The 19,305-nt window shown below is 59.2% G+C and carries 10 protein-coding genes; all 10 read left to right on the plus strand.

All coding sequences use genetic code 11. From position 1 onward, the window contains the following. Positions 1-190: 190 nt before the first annotated feature. The 10 genes from HFP54_RS09430 to HFP54_RS09475 all read left to right on the plus strand — a co-directional run bounded on the left by HFP54_RS09430 (position 191) and on the right by HFP54_RS09475 (position 19,270). Positions 191-4,132 carry an efflux RND transporter permease subunit gene (locus tag HFP54_RS09430; RefSeq protein WP_168564927.1) on the plus strand — a complete coding sequence of 1,314 codons (3,942 nt, stop codon included), beginning with the start codon at positions 191-193 and terminating at the stop codon, positions 4,130-4,132. 46 nt (positions 4,133-4,178) lie between these two features. Then, entirely contained in the window at positions 4,179-5,867 is a 1,689-nt protein-coding gene (locus HFP54_RS09435; protein WP_168564928.1) for a formylmethanofuran dehydrogenase subunit A, read from the plus strand. Between the two features lie 44 nt (positions 5,868-5,911). Continuing rightward, positions 5,912-6,874 carry a formylmethanofuran--tetrahydromethanopterin N-formyltransferase gene (gene fhcD, locus HFP54_RS09440; RefSeq protein WP_168564929.1) on the plus strand — a complete coding sequence of 321 codons (963 nt, stop codon included), beginning with the start codon at positions 5,912-5,914 and terminating at the stop codon, positions 6,872-6,874. Beyond that, positions 6,871-7,671 carry a formylmethanofuran dehydrogenase subunit C gene (locus HFP54_RS09445; protein WP_168564930.1) on the plus strand — a complete coding sequence of 267 codons (801 nt, stop codon included), beginning with the start codon at positions 6,871-6,873 and terminating at the stop codon, positions 7,669-7,671. Before fhcD ends, HFP54_RS09445 begins: the two co-directional genes overlap by 4 nt. A 167-nt stretch (positions 7,672-7,838) precedes the next feature. Then, a complete protein-coding gene (locus tag HFP54_RS09450; protein WP_168564931.1) occupies positions 7,839-8,462 on the plus strand; it encodes a peptidylprolyl isomerase in 624 nt (207 codons plus the stop codon). A gap of 134 nt (positions 8,463-8,596) precedes the next feature. Then, complete coding sequence (locus tag HFP54_RS09455; protein ID WP_168564932.1) at positions 8,597-9,499, plus strand: hypothetical protein; 903 nt, start codon at positions 8,597-8,599, stop codon at positions 9,497-9,499. A gap of 84 nt (positions 9,500-9,583) precedes the next feature. After that, positions 9,584-10,780 (plus strand): DUF58 domain-containing protein, encoded by a 1,197-nt coding sequence (locus tag HFP54_RS09460; protein ID WP_231604796.1) that lies wholly within the window; start codon positions 9,584-9,586, stop codon positions 10,778-10,780. Then, positions 10,780-12,882, plus strand: coding sequence for an N-terminal double-transmembrane domain-containing protein (locus HFP54_RS09465; RefSeq protein WP_168564933.1), 2,103 nt, complete (start codon positions 10,780-10,782; stop codon positions 12,880-12,882). Before HFP54_RS09460 ends, HFP54_RS09465 begins: the two co-directional genes overlap by 1 nt. After that, on the plus strand, positions 12,882-16,823 hold the full coding sequence (locus HFP54_RS09470) for a DUF4175 family protein (protein ID WP_168564934.1): 3,942 nt from the start codon (positions 12,882-12,884) through the stop codon (positions 16,821-16,823). The genes HFP54_RS09465 and HFP54_RS09470 overlap by 1 nt, the downstream gene beginning before the upstream one ends. Beyond that, positions 16,820-19,270 carry a glutamine amidotransferase gene (locus HFP54_RS09475; RefSeq protein ID WP_168564935.1) on the plus strand — a complete coding sequence of 817 codons (2,451 nt, stop codon included), beginning with the start codon at positions 16,820-16,822 and terminating at the stop codon, positions 19,268-19,270. Before HFP54_RS09470 ends, HFP54_RS09475 begins: the two co-directional genes overlap by 4 nt. The last annotated feature ends 35 nt before the right edge of the window (positions 19,271-19,305 follow it).

A 19,305-nucleotide genomic window follows, 5' to 3' on the forward strand; every position in this document is an offset into this window, starting at 1 on the left:
GGTTCCCCAATTCGGGGGCTGGTGGCTGCCCCCGCAAAGATTCGCCCACCCGCAGGACCCGACACCCGAATTGGTGGCGGCCAAGGCCGGGCCGGACAGTGAAGTAGACCGTTTGCCGCTTGGTCGATAGCCTAAGCGCACGGGATTCAGGGAAAGATCCCCCTATTTCGCCCTCGTTTTTGCTCACCCCATGCGTCCATCGTTGCTCGACCGTCGCGGCCCCTTGAACGGATCGTACGCGCTCTGGGTGTTGATGATTTTCTTCTTTCTGTTGCCCTTCGGGTTCCAGGCGGCTCGGCTGAGCCTGCAGAAACGAGAAAACGATGTGAAGGATTGGTTGCCCAGCGACTTTTCCGAAACGACCGAACTGGAATGGTTTGCGAGTCATTTTGCGGGTGAGAGTTTTGTCTTGGCGACTTGGCCGGGGTGTACCGCCGACGACCAGCGGCTGAAGCTGCTGGAACAGAAAATCCGCCACGAATCCTTGCAGGTCGACTGGGCCGCCCAGGAAGCCGGGCATCCGGAATGGTCGGACGAAGAAACTCAGGACCGAATTCGGGCCCGCCAATTGGGCCAGGAAATGGGGTTGCTGTATCCCGGCGAAGGGCTGAACGATTGGGGCGGGCTGGACGAAAAATGGCTGCAGTCGGCCGACGGCGGTTGGTATTACCTGACACCCGACGGCAAGCTTTATCGTTGGGAAGGATCGATGACCGGGCCGGCCGGATTGGTCCGCGCGGTCCAGCGAGCCATCGGAAGGTTCGAACTGAAAGGTCAGTTCATCACCGCGCTTGGTCCGCCCGGTGACCAGGACACGATCAATCCGTTTCATAACGATCCGACGTTGTTGTGCGCACCGTTGTTTGCCGGCGTCCAAACCGGTGCGACGATCGTCGACGATTTGGCCAGCGAAGGTGGTTCGCTGTGGCCGATCGACCTGACCGCCGCCGACCGTCGCGAAACGGTGGCCCGTCGACGTGCGATGGAACGCTTGAGTGGATCGTTGTTCGCGCCGGCGGTGCCGCACGGATTTGACTGGACAGTCGAAGCGTTCGCTCGCGTCGTTCGCGAGGATCCCGAAAACGGGATCGGTCCTGAGGATCCGCTGCCGGAAGACTTTGCCCAAACCATCGGCGACGCCATGCAGCGTTTTGCCGACGAGAATACCGACGGCGACGTCGCCCAGATCGCGGAGGCCCCGACCGAGGTTCAAGCCGATGCCTGGTATGCGGTCTTCGATGCATTGCAGGTCGATGCACCGGAGCGTATGACGGCGATCGTCGTGACGTTGACCGATCTGGCCAAAGACCACTTGGCGTTTGCCCTGGGCCGCGGCGTGCTGGGCGGTCCACGCGGCCGGTTATTGCAACTGGCCGAGGAATGTGGATTGTCCGCCGCCCCGCCACCGTCGATGGCACCACCGCCGTTCAACCGGCCGCGGCCCGAATCGGTCGGCGGTCTGCCGCCGCTGCGGATGGGTGGCCCGCCGGTGGACAACGTGGCGATCGACGAAGAAGGCAGCGTGACCCTGGTCCGCTTGGTCGGCTACAGCGTCTTGGTCGGCGTCGTGTTGTCCTATCTTTGCTTTGCCAGCGTCAAAGTCACACTGATGGTGTTCGTCGTGGGCGGAACCGCGGCGATGCTTAGCATGGCGTTTGTCGGCTGGACCAACGGACGTGTCGACGCGATTTTGATGAGCATGCCGTCATTGGTGTACGTCCTGGGATTGTCCGGGGCGATTCACGTCATCAATTACTATCGCGATGAAGTGCGCAGCGGTGGGCGTACCGGTGCGGCCGGACGTGCGCTGCGTCACGCGATCGGTCCGTGTTCGTTGGCGGCTGCGACGACCGCCATCGGCTTGGCATCTCTGTCGACCAGCAACTTGGTCCCGATCAGCAACTTTGGTTTGTATTCGGCGATCGGTGTGGTCGCGACGTTGGCGATTCTGTTCACCTACTTGCCCGCCGCTCTGAACGTATTCACCCCGGTGATCGGAGCCACCGAACCGAATCAATCCGGCCCGAACGAGAGCAGTTCAAACCAATCCGGCCCGAAGGACGGGGGCACCGAGGTCACGGTGGGAACCAATCCCATGGCGGCTTGGTGGGCAGGCGTGGGACGCTGGATCACGCGATACCACGCGCCGGTCGCCATCGTTTGTGCACTGGTCATGGCGGTCGTCTCGGTCGGCGTTTTCAAGATCAATACGTCCGTCCAATTGCTGAAACTGTTCGACCAAGACGCTCGGATCATCCGCGACTATGCATGGATCGAAAAGGAATTCGGCAAACTGGTGCCGATGGAATTGGTGGTCCGCATGCCGCCGTCGATTCAAAAGGAATCTTCGTTGGCGTTGTCGATCACCGGCGATGGCGATGTATCCGAATCGTTGGATACCAACGACGACGCGTTGGCGTCGAACGAAATCGTCGACGTGACCACACTGCCGCTGTTGGAACGAATCGAAGCGGTGTCGCGGATTCGTCGCGTGGTGCACAAGACGTTGGGTGAAGCCGGCGCGGACGTCGTCGGCCAGGCGATGAGCGTGGATACGTTCTTGCCGCCGTTACCCGGTCCGGCGTCCAGCAATCTGTCGGCCACGGGGATGACTCGGCGTCGGATGCAGAATGAGTTGGCCGAACAGTACCAACAGCTTGCCGACAGCGATTATTTCCGTGTCGAAGAAGACGGTCCATTTGCCGGCAGCGAACTGTGGCGAATCAGTTTACGTGTCGGTGCGTTGACCGACGTCGATTACGGTCAATTCATCTCGTCGTTGCGATTGGCGACCGAACCGGTGTTGCGAGCCTATGACACGCGCGATGCGTTACTGCGTGGTTTGGCCGATGCGGGAATCAAGACAACGGCCAAAGATCGTCCGCTGGTATGGATGGTCGGCAACGAACATCCCGCGACCATCGACGACAGCGTGTTGACCGTTCGATCGACCGACGACGAACAGCTGCCCGGTCAGGTTCGGGTCGATACCGAGGCGATTTTCTTGTCAGTGCTGGGCGAACTGTTGGCTTACGAAAACGTCCGTGCGGGATGGTTCGATCCTGATCAAGACGATCGCTTTGAAGACGTTGATTCGCAGCAGTGGCAACGAACGGTCGAAAAAGCCGATGCGGTGGTCTACTTGGGCGCCGAATCGGTCGGATTGGACAAGCTGGCCGATGCCAAAGTGCTGGTCGATGCCCAACGGATCCGGCTCAGCCAGCCCCAACCGATTTTGACCGATGGCTATCCGGATGTTTCAGGTGACGGTGCCGTACAAGTCGTCTACACCGGCGTCGTGCCGGTCGTTTACAAGGCACAGCGGACGTTGCTTGGCAGCCTTGCCGAATCCATCGGATTGGCGTTCGTCTTGATCGCCGCAGTGATGATGGTGTTGTTGAATCCGGGCCGAGGCATCGCCCAGCGTTGGCATCCCAGTCGACTGTTCTCGGGTGCGGCCGCCGGGTGCGTATCGATGATCCCCAACATGTTCCCCGTGTTGTTGGTTTTCGGCGCGATGGGGCATTTGAACCAATGGATGCCGGGCCAGTTCTTGGTGGACATCGGAACGATGATGACCGCATCGGTGGCGATGGGCGTCGCGGTGGACGACACGATTCACTTTCTGTCGTGGTTCCGCTCGTATTTGGACGAAGGCATGTCACGTCGCGATGCGGTGATCGAGACCTATCGACGCGTGGGCCCCGCGATGACGCAGACGACGATCGTCGGTGGCTTGGGGCTGTTCGTGTTCGCGTTGTCGACGTTCACGCCCACACAGCGGTTTGGTTCGCTGATGCTGATCCTGTTGGGGGCGGCGTTGATCGGTGATTTGGTGTTCTTGCCCGCTTTGTTGGTCGGTCCGTTGGGACGCTGTTTCCGTCCCCGCGACCCGAAACCGGCCACCCCCGATCCGATGCCCACCTATGATGGCACCGACGACGATTCGTCCGGCAGCGACAGCGACACGCCGACGGCACAGCCCGGGCAACCATCCAAGGCTGATGACGCGATGGAGGTCACCGCCCAGGACCAAACCGTTGCCATCATTGACCGTGATGAGTTACCAAGGTTGAAGCTGCATCGGCCGCCTGCGAGCGAACCGTCCGATTCGCTGCCCAAGCGTCGTTGAACGCTCGGCCGTTTCGTTGACATCGTTTTTCGTTTAGGCCCCATCGATGCGCACCTTCATTCGCGGCGGACGCTTGATCGATCCCAGCCAAGGTCTGGATCGCGTTGCCGACCTGGTGATCGTCGATGGGCGAATCGATGCGGTCCAATCGCCCGATGCAACCGGCGCGGCGGCAGTGGATGTTTCGTCGGACCATGCGATCGATGCTAGGGATTGTCTGGTCATGGCCGGTGGCATCGATGTGCACACGCACATCGGCGGCGGTAAAGTGGCTTTGGCGCGTTTGCTGTTGCAAGACCTGACCGATGGACCGGAAAGTGAATTCCTGCCATCGCCCACGGTGGCCGCACAGCGTTACCTGCAGATGGGATACACGTCTTGCTTTGAACCGGCCGTGTTGCCGTGCAACGCGCGAGCCGCGCATGCGGAAATGGCATTGGCCCATGGTTTGGACACCGGCGGATATTGCTTGTTGGGCAATGATGATCTGTTGCTGCAGATGATCGGCGATGATGTCCCCCAAGCGATGGTCAACGATTATGTCGCCGCGATGGTGGCTGCCACGCAGTGCATTGCGGTCAAAGTGGTCAATCCGGGCGGCATCAATGCGTTCAAGTACAACGTTCGCGATTTGGATGTGGATACACCGCATCCACGTTATGGCGTCACCCCGTCAAAGATCATTCGCACCCTTTGTCGTGCCGTTTACGAAATCGGATTGCCGCATCCGCTGCATGTTCATTGCAGCAACCTGGGTGTGCCCGGCAACATCGCTTCGACCATCAAAACGATCGAAGCCGCCGATGGTTTGCCGATCCATCTGACGCACGTTCAATTTCATTGCTACGGCGACGATGGCCCCTACGGCATGTCGTCGGCCGCCCAACAGTTGGTCCGGGCGATGCAAAAGCATCCCAACGTCACCGTTGATGTCGGCCAAATCATGTTCGGCCAAACCGTTACGATCAGTGGGGACACGGCCCATCAGTGTGCCAATCACCGTCATGCCAAGCCCCGGAAATCCGCCTTGGTGGACATCGAATGCGAAGCCGGTTGTGGTGTGGTGCCGTTTCGGTATCGACGCCGGCAGTTTGTGCACAGTTTGCAGTGGGCCATTGGGCTGGAACTGTTCTTGATGATCGACGATCCGGAACGCGTGTTCTTGACGACCGATCATCCCAACGGTGCACCGTTCACCAGTTATCCGCACCTGATTCGGTTGTTGGCCGACCACAGCTTTCGCGAAACCGCATTGGCCGAAATTCACACCGATGCCGCGGCCGCCAGCGACCTGTCCGGTTTGGATCGTCAGTACACGATCAACGAACTGGTGGCGATGACGCGTGTCGGACCGTCGAAGATTTTGGGCCTGGGCGATACCGGGACCCTGCGGCCAGGGGCACCGGCCGACGTCGTCGTGTATCCCCAGCGGTCGACTTGGGACCTGACGTTTGCCCACGCAAAATATGTGCTGAAGTCGGGGCGATGTATCGCCGGCACCGATGCGTCATCAACGGCGAATGGGCGACCGCAGGTTTCCACCGCGGCGGAATCGCTGCACCGCACGCACCGTGTGGATCTGTCTTTGGATACGGCTGCGTGGAAATCGATCGTTCGCCGGTATCCCCAGGCCGGTGCAGCGGCCTTTGATCGACTTGCCATCAGCGATGATGAAATGCGGACTCAATTGGGGTCGGCATTGGTGAACCATGCGCCCCGGCCACGGCAACGCTGACGTCATAGACTGTTTGTAACACACCGAAGGGATCGAACACGGCGATGCAGATCAACGGCGTCACCATCGACGACACGTTTGCCGAAGCTTTCGATATGAAAGCGACACGGCTTGTGGTGACAGGACAAGATCCCTGGTGGGTGTCGCGTGCCTGTGACGCATTGACCGGTTTCGGCACCAGTGTGATCGCTTGTGGTGTTGAAATCGACGTCGAACAAACGCTTGCACCGGATCAAACACCTGATGGTCGTCCCGGTGCGATGGTGTTGGCGTTCGCCGCGTCGGGGACGGAATTGCGGAAACAAATCCCGACCCGTTGCGGCCAGTGCGTCCTGACCTGCCCGACCACTGCGGTGTTTGACGGAACTGGCGACCTGAGCGTTCCCGTGCACCGCGATGATCCGGTTCCGCTGGGCAAATCGTTGCGATTCTTTGGCGACGGTCATCAGATCAGTAAATCGATCGATGCCGTTCGGTACTGGCGAATCCCCGTGATGGATGGTGAATTTGTTTGCCAGCACGACCTTGGGTGGTTTTCGGGCATTGGCGGCGGCAACTTTCTGTTGTGCGGTGATTCGGTTGCGGTGGTGGCCGATGCCTGTCGTGCGGCAACCGAGGCGATCGCATCGCTGCCCGGCGTGATCACGCCATTTCCCGGCGGGGCGACTCGCAGTGGTTCCAAGGTGGGTTCAAAGTACGATGCCTTGTTCGCATCGACCAACGAAGCGTTCTGTCCAACGCTGCGGCATTTGCCCCAATCCCAGATCGATGCCCAGACGCACGCCGTGTTGGAAGTGGTGATCGATGGTGTCAATCACGCCAGCATCGCCAACGCCACCCGGGTCGGCATCTTGGCAGCCGCAAAGAAGTGCGGTTCCCAGGGGTTGCACCGGATCACCGCGGGAAACTATGGCGGAAAGCTGGGTAAACACCACTTTCATTTGCATGCTTTGTTGTCCGAACCCGCCGTAAGTTCCGACTCATCGGCCGAGGACGCATCGTCATGAAGTCATGGAAGCTTTCGCTGCGGCAGAAACCACGTCAACGCATCGACGCTCGCGTGATCGGTTTGCAGGCTTTCGCCACGATGACCATCGACCAAGTCCGTCGCACTCGCCTGTCGGTCGGGCACGAATCGGTCGAATTGGCGGAGTATTTCAAGGTCGAAGATCGGACGTCGGAACGACCATGCATCATTGTCGAAGGTGATTTGAGCCAGTTTGATCACTTGGCATCCGGGCATCATGGCGGGCGGTTTGAAATCCAAGGCAATGTCGGGCATGACTTGGCGTCCGGCATGTCGGGCGGCGAAGTCATCGTGCACGGTGATGCGGGTGATCGTGTCGGTGGCCCGGTCGACCACGGGCGTGTCGGCATGTCGGGCGGCAAAGTCGTGATCGCCGGCGATGCCGGACGTCGCGCCGGAATTCGCATGCGTCGTGGAGATCTGTGGATCAACGGTGATGTGATGCCGGGCGTCGGGGCCTGGATGATCGCGGGCACGATCGTCATCGGTGGTCGAATCGTTGCCTCCGGCGATGACGGCGGCCGGGTCGGTTATGGCATGCGACGCGGGACAATCGTTTGCGGCGAATTGTCGGCCACCGATCGCCAGCGATTCACCCCGCCGGTTCCGATGTGGACCGCCGTGATCGGCCCGATGCTGCGATCGGTCGAGTCTTGGAAGCCGCATTGTCCGAGGGTGGCCGAACGCTTTGCCCGCTTATCCGAATCTCTGGACTGTCTGCGTGGTGATTTGGCTGACGGCGGGATGGGAGAAATCTGGTTGCCGCCAAAGGACTGATCTGGGCGGATGATTCCGGTTTTCTTCCTGCCGGTCGATTGCGTAGACTTGGGGCGACGCGAAAATTGAACCCGCCGTCAACGATGGCCAGACAATTTTCGTGTGACGGTATGAAGCCCCGTTCCTTCCAAAATCCTGCCCCCAATTTCCAACGATTTGGACCCACGATGTATCAACGATTCGTTTGCCTAGGTTTGGCGTTTGCGTCTCTGGTCGGATGTGCATTGGCCCCCAATGCGTCGGCCCAAGACGAAACCGTCAACGTGCTGTTGCAGACTTCCGAAGGCGACATCCTGTTGGAACTGAACAAGACCAAAGCCCCCAAGACGGTCGACAACTTCCTGAAGTACGTCGAAGACGACTTTTACAAAGGCACCGTTTTTCACCGCGTGATCAAGAACTTCATGATCCAAGGTGGTGGATTGGGCCCCGATTTGAAGAAGAAGCTGACTCGCAGCCCGATCCGCAATGAAGCCAGCAACGGTCTGTCCAACAAGACCTACACCGTCGCGATGGCGCGAACCGGCGATCCCCACAGCGCGACCGCGCAGTTCTTTATCAACGTGTCAGACCGTAACCCTAGTTTCCTGGACCGTGCCAATGCGGCCGACGGTTGGGGGTACGCGGTGTTTGGCAAAGTCATCGACGGGTTTGAAACCGTCGACAAGATCAAGTCAGTTCCCACCCAAGTGGCGCGGACCCCCGAAGGATTCCCGATGGAAGACGTGCCGGTCGAACCGGTGACCATTCTGGGCACCAAAGTGGTCAAGCAAGACAAACTGACCAAGTGATCCGCGTCGGATCGCCATGCTTCTGGGGGTGATGTCCGATCGGACTGGGCATCGCCCTTGCTGTGGCGGCACGGATTCTGCGATCATGCCGCCGAAATCAAGACAGTCTTTCCATGCGTACGGAGACGCTTCTCGTGAAGACGATCATTGCTGCTTTGGGTCGAAATCTATTGGTCGCCGCCGTGGCTGCTGGGCTGGGAACGGCCGCTTTGGGAACCACCGGAATGGCGGTTGCCGACGACGATTCCACCACCTATCTGCTGCGGTATGACCTGAACGAAGGCGACGTGTTGCCCTATGAGGTGACGCACGTGGCCAAGACCAAGACGTCGGTTCGCGGCAAGTCGCAGACCAGCCAAGTTCACACGACCAGCCGTCGACACTGGAAAGTCGTTCGCCGGAACGAAGACGGCACGATGGTGTTCGACCACGTCATCGATTCGGTCAGCATGACGCAGCAAAACGGCGATGCCGAAGAATTGCGTTGGGACAGCGAAAGCGGCGAAGAAGCACCGCCGGCGTTCCAGTTGGTCGCCAGCCGTATCGGCCAAACGTTGGCCACGATCACCGTGAACGAGCGTGGCGAAGAAATCAGCCGCGAAAATCACGGCGGGACCGAGGCATCCCTGGGCATGGGATCGCTGACCCTGACCATGCCCGAACAACCGATCGCGGTCGGGGAATCTTGGTCGGTGCCTCGCGAGTTCAAAGCGCGAACCAAGGACGGATTGGTCAAGACGATCAAAATCCGGGAAAAATACACGTTGGACAAAGTTCAAACCGGCGTCGCGACGCTGAAAGTGACCAGTCAGCCGCTGACGCCGATTCGCGAAGAATCGGTTCGCGCCCAAGTCGTCCAACAACTCAGCAACGGCAGCCTGCGTTTCGACGTCGACAATGGCCGAATGCTTCAAAAGCAGCTGGATTGGGATGAAAACGTGGTCGGGTTCCAAGGGCCGACCAGCGCGATGGAATACCGGGCTCGGATGACCGAAAATCTGCTGGATTCCCCCACGCACACCGCCGCCCGCCCCTGATCGGTCTGGCCCTAATCGGCCGGCCCCGCACAGGATACAGCGGGGGGCACGGCTGCTGGGCTGATTCACCGGGCCGGACTGCCCGTGCGTGACACGACTGAATTCCGACAACGCCGCGTGCAATGGATTTGCACGCGGCGTTGTTCGTTGCCCTATCATGAACCATCGTCATGGGGACGCCGCGACCGGGAAAACCGCCGGTCGACCACGGTGCCGGCTATCCACCGCCGCGTCGACGCGGGGGCGTCCACCATTGGGTTCACTCCGGCTCGTTACGGAATCGTCTGTCTGTTGATGTCCGACGCCCACCAGAATCGTTCGCTATCGCCCACCGCTGCGGTGGACCCCGCCGCCGTGATGCGGATCAAGAATCTGCAGCTTCGTGCCAAAGCAGTGGTCGAAGGATTTTACAACGGTCTGCACCGGAGCCCCTACCATGGGTTCTCCGTTGAATTCAGCGAATACCGGCCGTACACCGTCGGCGACGATACCCGCGGGTTGGACTGGAAACTATTCGCCCGGACCGATCGCTATTTCATCAAAAAGTTCGAAGACGAAACGAACCGGCGATGCTATCTGGTGGTCGATCAAAGCCGATCGATGGGATACGGATCGCTGGAATACAGCAAGATGGAGTACGCGCGGACGATCGCGGCGTCCCTGGCGTACTTTTTGACGCTGCAACGTGACAGCGTCGGGCTGCTAACCTTCGATGAAACCATCGGCGAATTCCTCAGTGCTCGTCACCGCCCCGGCCACCTGCATCAGTTGATGCAGTGTCTGTCGCGCGACGTGACCGGCAAGGGAACGGACATCGCCGCCCCGCTGGAACAGATGGCGACGCTGATCCGCAAACGGGGACTGATCGTTCTGTTAAGCGATTTGTTGACGCCGCCGGAAACGATGCGGACGAATTTGGCGTACCTGCGCAGCCGCGGACACGAAGTGATCGTGTTGCGAATCCTGGACCCACGCGAATTGCGTTTCGATTTGGATCAAGCGGGCATGGTCCGGGATCCGGAAACCGACCAAGCGATCTACTTGGACCCCGAAGAAGTCCGCCAGCATTATCAGCAACACTTCGACCAGCATCGGACGCAGCTTCAGGCGGTGTGCGATTCACTGGGCGTCCCACTGCACCAATGGTCCACCGACACGCCACCCGATGAAGCCTTGTTCAGTGTCATCACGGATCAACAGCGGCGTCGTTCGCCGGCTTCCCGAAATAATGCGATTCGATCGGCCGCCCGCGGGGTTGGATTGGGCGGAGGGAATGCTTGATGAGTCTGTTGGCACCGCTGTATTTGATCGGCGCGACCGCGATCGCGTTGCCCATCATCTTGCATTTGATTCGACGTAAACCCAAGTCGCAGATGACTTTCAGTTCGCTGATGTTCTTGCGGCCGTCGCCGCCCAAGCTGACCAAACGCAGCCGACTGGACGACTGGCCGTTGCTGTTGATTCGGGCGTTGGCGTTGCTGTTGATCGCGATCGCATTCGCCAGGCCCTTCTTGCGATCATCCCAGACCACCGGGTTGCGGGATGTCGGCCGAAACGTCGTTTTGATGATCGATACCAGTGCAAGCATGCGTCGAGCGGGAATCCCCGATGCGGTCCGGCGACATGCCCAAACGTTGGCGGATCAGCTGGGGGCCGACGATAGGATCAGCATCATCGCCTTTGATTCACAGCCACGGACCGTGGTCGATTTCCAACAGGCCACGGCGATCGAATTGGCGGCACGTCGTCAATTGATTTTGGATGCCGTGGACCAGTCCCCACCATCGTGGCGCCACACCGATATGGCCGCCGCGTTGATGGAAGCCGCCGATTTGGTCACCGTTGGTTTGGGCGACGACGACCGTCCCGATCAAACGCAAACGCTGGATGAGCTGGACGACGGCATCGCCGTTCCCACGCAAGTGGTGTTGATCAGCGATCTGCAGGCCGGGGCGGACTTGGAAGCATTGCAGGCGTTCGCTTGGCCGGACAACGTTCGGTTGGATGTTCGTTTGGTCAAGCCGTCTGGATCCACCAACGCATCCCCGCGACTTTTGAACCGAACCGACGCGACGTCGGATCTTGTGGCCGCGGCCGACGATGCGTGGCGGATACGCATCACGAATTCGGAAAACGCCGACCACGGAAACTTTCGTTTGGCGTGGGGCGATTCTAACGCATTCCAGCGTTCCGAATCCGAATTGGACATCCAGGTGCCACCGGGACAGACACGTGTCGTGTCGATGACGCCGCCCAAGCCAGGTGACGCCACGCTGATCTTGTCGGGTGACGACGACGATTTTGATAACACGTTCTATTTCGTCACGCCCGAGGTGCAGCGTTTGACACTGTTGCACGTGGGCGATGCTCAGGGACCGCCGCAACAGCGTCCGGGCTTCTACCTATCACAGGTGCCCTTGGCCAACGCCGATCGCGAAGTCGACTTTCGTGATCTGTCTGCCGCCGATTCGGCAGCGATCCGAGAGGTCTTGCGAACCGAAGCTTCAGCGGAAGAAGTGACGCTGCCCTTGGTCGTTCTGACGGCTCCGGTGCAATCGGATGTCGCTGAAGACTTGCAGTCCTATGTTGAAAACGGCGGCCATGTGGTTGCCGCCATTGGTCCATCGGACGACGACGCCCAGTGGCAACAGACGCTGGAATCCATCGGCGATTTGTCCGGTGTCCGGATCAGCGAGGCGACCGTCGACGATTATGCGATGTGGAGCCAAATTGATTTTCGAGACCCTTTGTTCAAGCCGATGGCGGATCCCAAGTTCAATGATTTTTCCAAAATTCGGTTTTGGGCACATCGCGAATTGATCGTGGATCCGCCCGCCGAGAATTCTGTGTGGAAAGTGCCGTGTCGTTTTGATGATGGACAGATCGCGATCGCCAGACGCACGTTGGGCAAGGGGCGATTGACCATCCTGACCTCTGGCTGGGACACCGAGGACAGTCAATTGGCGTTGTCCACCAAATTCATACCGCTGGTGTTCGCTTGGTTTGAAGCCAGCGACACGGTGGCCGCCGATCAAGGAAACGCTCGGGTCGTCGGGATTCCCGACGCCGCGGGGATTGTCTGGGAAGCGCCTGGAATTCAAAAGTCGGACGACGGCGACGCCACGGTCGCCGTGAATTTGCCGGCGTCGGAATCACGGACCGAACCGTTGGACTTGGCTTCATTGGAAAATCTCGGCATCCCGCTGGGCAAAGTGGAATCTGCAACGACGGTCGCCATGAAAGACCGGCAATTGCGGGATGTGGAATTGGAATCGGAACAAGGGTTGTGGCGGATGGCATTGCTGGTCGCACTCGGGCTGATTGCCTGTGAGACGGTTTATAGCGCCATCCGACGTCAGGTCGAATCGACGGAGATGGTGTGATGCAGCGTTCAACGTCGGACGCAATGTCCAAAAATGCGGCCAACCTGAGCCAACATCAGTCGGGCCGAAAGAGCGCCGGCAGTCTGCGTCGCCGTTTGGATACGGTGTCGGCGCGTTATCGATCACGGTTGCGCTGGCGTTTCGTCGCCGGCATCGGGATCGGCGTGGCGTTGTTTGCCATGGCGGTTTGGTATGGCCTGACCCAAGGTGCCGGTGCCGAAGCGACGCCCCAGGATTGGGCGGTCGCGATGGGAGTGGCCACGCTAGTGGCTTTGATCGTGATGTGGTGGATGACCCGTCGCGGTTATCGTGATTTGCACTCGATGGCGGAACGATTGGAATCACGTTATCCGTCGTTGGGCCAGCGACTGATGACCGCCGTCAAGGTGTTGGAGATTCCGCCGGATCGATACGGCTATCTCCAGCAACGTTTGTTGGATGAAGTCAACCATCACGGCAGCGTCTACCGCTGGAACAATGTGGTTAGCGGCAAAGACCTTTGGTTCAGCCGTCTCGCGGGACTTGGTGCGGTGGGGGTGTTGTCGCTGTTGTTGTTCCAATTGGGGAACCTGCCGATGCCTTCGTCGGCCACCGCTTCGTCATCGTCCAATCTGTCTGACACGACTTGGGATGTTCAGCCCGGTGACGTGGAGATCGAACGTGGAACCGGTTTGGTGGTCACCGCCCGTCGCAAAGGTGCAACCGAATCACTGCCGGACGATGCGATCCTGTTGCGGCAAAACGAAGATGAATCGCGCGAAGAATTGCCAATGCGGCGCAACTTGAACGACGACGTTTTGGGGACGCTGATATCAGGCGTCGACCAGCCGATGAAGTACCAAGTCGTCATTCGCGGCGATGCGACACGTCCGCAACGTTCCAGTCCGATCTATGACGTTCAGGTTTTCGACTATCCGGCGTTGGTCCGCAGCGACGCGACGTTGGCCTATCCCGGGTACACAAACTTGCCGGAAAAGAAGATCCAAGACACGCGGCGTGTGGCAGCCGTCGAAGGAACCAAGTTGACCTGGGATTTGACGATCAACAAGGTCGTTCGGCAAGCCATGCTGATCGATGAACAGGGCCAGTCGATTTCGCTGACCGCATTGGCATCCGATGTTCCGGTGCTGCGTTTCGACACCACTTTGGTCAAAAGTGGACGCTATAAGTTGCGGCTGATCGACGACAAAGATCGCGAAAACAAAACGCCCGACGATCTTGTGATCCGAGTGCTGCCCAACAAGCCTCCGGAAATCAAACTGGACAAGCCTCGTGATTTGATCGTGTCCGCTTTGGAAGAAGTCAATCTGTCGGCCAAGGTTCGCGACAGTTTTCGTATCACTCGGGCGGGCCTTTCTTTTCGTCACAACGGCGACGAAACCGAAGTCGTCTTGGCCGAAGACATCGACGGCAACCAGACGAAGCCCATTGAATATTTATTGACGCTCGAAGATCTGTCGGCACAGCCGGACGATCTGATCACTTATCACTTTTGGGCCGAAGACATTGGACCCGATGGCCAGACGCGGCGAACCACCAGTGACCTGTTCTTGGCCGAAGTTCGACCGTTCGAAGAAATCTTTCGCGAAGGCCAATCGCCGCCCGGTGGTCAGCCCAGCCAAAACAACCAGAACCAACAAAACGGCCAGCAAGCCGAGCAAATCGCGGACTTGCAAAAACAAGTTATCAATGCGACATGGGGGCTGATTCGTCGTTCCAAATCCGACCCGACGGTGTCCGTCGACGCGGCGGTCGTTGCCGAATCGCAAACCGAAGCGATGACGCAACTGGACGAAATGGCGAAGCAATTGCAAGACAATCGGTCACAGCAATTCGCCGCCGAAGGCCTGTCGTTGATGGAACGATCGGCAAAGACATTGTCCAACGTTGCCGAATCGATCGACATGCAGGGCGAAGAACGCGTCCAGACGCTACGCGATGCTTTGGACGCCCAGCAAAGCGCTTACCAAAAACTGCTGCAATTGCGTGGCCGCGAATTTCAGGTTTCGCGTTCACAACAAAACCGATCTCAAAGCAGCAGCAGCGGCTCGCAAAGCCAAAACCGACAGCGTCGTCTGCAACAATTGCAATTGGAAAGCGACCCCAGCCGGTACGAGAGTCAACAGCAAGCGGAATCGCCCAGTGAACCAGCCGAGCAACGCGAAACGCGACAAGTGTTGAATCGATTGCGTGAACTGGCACGTCGCCAGCAAGACTTGAATCAACAATTGGCGACGCTGCAGTCGGCTTTGCAAAATGCGGAAGACGATGAAGAACGCCAGCAGTTGCAGCGACAACTGGAACGATTGCGGCAGCAGCAAGAAGAATTGCTGCGAGAAACTGACGAATTGAATCAACGTATGCAATCGCCCGTCAATCAGTCACAGATGTCACAGCAATCGCAGCAACTGGAACAGACCCGCGAAAATGTTCGTCAAGCCAGCGAGGCGTTGCAGCAAAGCGATGTCGGCGGCGCGCTGTCAGCAGGGAAGCGGGCTGAACGCGAATTCGAACAGCTTCGTGACGAAGTACGGCAACAGGCGGCCGGCCAATTCGACGATCAAATGCGGCAACTGCAACAACAGGCTCGTGATCTGGAACAACAGCAACGCGAAATCAATGAAGGCCAACGCGAAGAATCATCACAGCGACAACCCGGACTGCGACGCGAGCAAGGTGATGATTCGCTGCTGCAACAGATTCGCCGCCAACGCGAAGACCTGGACGATTTGATGGACCAGATCCAAGACACCGTCCAACAGGCGGAAACAGCCGAACCCTTGTTGGCGCAGAAGTTGTACGACGGGTACCGCCGCGGCAAGCAATCGCGAATCGATCAGGCACTGTCCAACATGGACCAGTTGGTACAACGCGGATTCGAAGACGAGTCTCGACCGCTGGGCGAACAAGCCCTGCAAGCCATCGAAACGCTTCGGCAAGACGTGGATCAGGCGGCCGAGTCCGTGCTGGGTGATCCGACCGAAGGGTTGCGTCGCGCCGCTGACAAGCTGGAGCGATTGGACGAAAGCCTGAAGACCGAACGCGGCGACCGCCAAGCGTCGGCGGAAGACACGGCATCCGGCGAAGCATCAAGCGAAGAACAGGCATCGTCCGATGGGCGTCGGACAGATGATGAAGGATCACGGCAAAATCCTGATGGTCCCGATACGCCATCCGGCGAAGATTCAGGGACGTCGCCAGGGCAACGCCCGCAAGCACAGCAGCAATCGGATCAGCAACAAGGCCAGCGCTCTCAAAGCCAGCGCTCTCAGGGTCAGCAACAACAACAGCAGCAGCAACAACAGGGCCGATCGGGCCAAGGACAGGCCTCAGACGGCCAGTCGGAACAAAGTCAGCCGCGTGAGAGGCAACCAGGACAAGCGGGGCAACGTCCGCCACAAGCGTCATCCGATGGCCAGCGGGGCGGGACTTCGCAATCGCCGCAGCAAGGCACGCCACGCCAGCGTCCGTCGTTGCGTGGCGGTCCGGCACCGAACGATCGTCGTGGCGCCGAGGGTGGCGGTGGCCAAATCATGCATGGCGGTGAAAGCCCGGACGAAGGCCGACCGATGGCGGGACCGTTCAACGGAAATGCTTACAGCGAATGGACCGATGAACTTCGTGACGTCGAAGAAATGCTAGAAACGCCCGAGTTGCGATCACGGGCCACACAGATCCGCGATCGTGCCCGCGAATTGCGTCGCGAACAAATCCGCCATTCACAACCGCCGCAGTGGGAAGTCGTCGACGAGATGATCGCAACGCCGCTGCGCGAACTGCGTCGCGCCGTTCGTGAAGAATTGATGCGGCGTACGGCGGAAAAGAATTCCAAGGTCCCCATCGACCGGGATCCGGTTCCCGGCCGGTTTGCCGATGCGGTCCAGCGGTACTATGAAAACTTGGGCAGCGGCCAAGTCAGTTCGGGGGACCGCCAGCCTTGACGTTCGATTTGTTGCCGAAAAACATCATCCTGCAGTCGCCCGATTGGGCGCCCGTCGCGTTTTTGCTGTTGGGCATCATCGCGTTGCTGGTCGTTATCAACTACTGGCGGATGCGGGCCGCTTGGTGGGTCAAGTGTCTCGGTGTCTTGTTAAAGCTGACGGCGCTGGTGTTGCTTGCCGCCTGCATCGTTCAACCGATGGTCCAGGCACGGCGTCCGAGACCACAGGCGAATCTGTTGCCCATCTTGGTCGACGACAGTCGCAGCATGCAGTTGAAAGCGGATCGGGGTGACCGGACACGTGGCGAATCGGTTCAACGGTGGTTGGATCGCGAAAGCGGTTGGATGGTACGCGTCGCACAGGACTTTGATGTGCGTCCCTATCGTTTCGCCGCACGACTGGACCAAATGGCGGATCCCGCCGATCTGACGTTCGATGGCGGTGCGTCGACGCTACGCACCAGTCTGGTTCAGCTTCAGCAACGCTTCGCCCGGCGTCCGATGGCCGGAGTCGTCTTGATGACCGACGGCAACGCAACCGACGATGCGGTGGACGGTTTTCAGTGGGACGAATTGGGATTTCCTGTCTATCCGGTCGTCCCCGATTCGGTTCGCACGCCGGATGATTTGCGGATCAACAGCGTCGCCGTCCGGCAGACCGATTTTGAAACGTCGCCCGTGACGGTGACAGTCTCCGCCCAGGCATCTGACGATGATTTGTCAGAGATTCAGATGCGGTTGATCGATTGCGTTTCAGGCACCGTCGTGGCAGAACAATCGGTTGCCGCCGGTGCCGACGGTCGTACGTTCCAGTCGCGTTTCCAATTTCGTCCCCAGCAATCCGGTGTCAACTTTTACGAAGTGTCGGTGTTCGACCAACGCGATCGTGATCGTTTTCCCGCGACGGTCGGCAAACCGGATTCGGATGAAGCGGAAACCGCCAGCCGCTGGGAAGCCACGTTGTTGAACAACCGTCGTCTGGTCGCGGTCGACCGACGGGGCGGACCCTATCGTGTTTTGTACATGGCCGGGCGTCCGAACTGGGATTTCAAATTCATGCGGCGCGCCCTTCAGGAGGATGCCGAGATTGATTTGGTGGGGTTGTTGCGAATCGCCAACAAGGAACCGAAATTCACGTTTCGCGATTCCACAATCAATGAGACCAATCCGCTGTTTGCGGGGCTGGGACAGGACGAAGAAGAGACCGCCGAACAGTACGACGAACCGGTCGTGATCCGACTGGGTATCAAGGATTCCGATGAACTTAGCGATGGGTTTCCCGACACCGCGGAGGAACTGTTCGCCTATCACGCCGTGATTTTGGACGACATCGAACCGACGTTCTTCACCGCAGACCAACTGTTGTTGCTGCGTCGCTTTGTGGCTGCACGCGGCGGCGCGCTGATGTTGATGGGGGGCGCCGAATCGTTCGGCGCGTCGGATTTTGCGAACACGCCTTTGGGCGAAATGTCGCCGGTCTATGCACCCCGACGTGCGATGTTCAGCGATGAACGATCCGTCCCGAAACGCGATCGCAAGTTGGAACTGACCCGCGAAGGCATGCTCAGCCCCTGGGTCCGGTTGCGTGACAACGAATCAGCCGAAAGGCAACGATTGGATCGGATGCCCGCCTTTCGAACCGTCAATCCGGTCGGCGACATCAAGCCGGGGGCCCAGACGATGTTGATGTTGCGGGATGAAGATGGCAATCGGGTCCCGGGCTTGGTCGTCCAGCGTTTTGGAAACGGACGCACCGCTGCATGGACGATCGCAGACGCATGGCGGTGGTCGATGCGGCGCGACCGTTCGGCCAACGACGATCCCGGCCAGGCATGGCGTCAAACCACGCACTGGTTGGTCGGTGAAGTTCCGCGTCGGGTGCAACTTCAGTTGGAAGGCGGACGGTCGCTCGGCAGCCCGGTTCAAATCACCGTCGATTGTCGTGATGCAGAATATTTGCCGTTGGACAACGCATCCATCGATTTGAAAGTCCAACAACAGCGATTCGGCACCACGGATAAGCCCGCCAAGCAGGCCCCCGATAGTCTGGACGTTCAGCTTCAGCCTAGTGAGACAGAGCCTGGCAAGTACGTCGGTCGTTTCTGGCCGCGGGCCGAAGGTGCGTATCGATTCACCGCGGATGTACAGGCGGAAGACGGCAGTCCGGTGGGACGTGCGGAGACCGGTTGGGTCAGCCGAAGTGATGCCAGCGAATTCGAACGCTTGGCTTGGGATCGTGATGGGTTGGCGGAAATCGCCCGACAAACGGGCGGCGAGGTGATCTCCGCAGGCGATTTGAGCTCCTTTTCCAAATCATTGCCCAATCGAAAGGTACCCGTGACTGAGATTTGGCAGTATCCGTTGTGGCACCAACCTTGGGTGCTGTGCATCGCCATGGCATGTTTGTGCGGCGAATGGACGTTGCGTCGCTGGCAAGGAGCACGCTGACGCCCGGTTTATCGATGCGCCGATGGGGACGTCGG

The organism is Crateriforma spongiae (genome assembly GCF_012290005.1).
Taxonomy (GTDB): domain Bacteria; phylum Planctomycetota; class Planctomycetia; order Pirellulales; family Pirellulaceae; genus Crateriforma; species Crateriforma spongiae.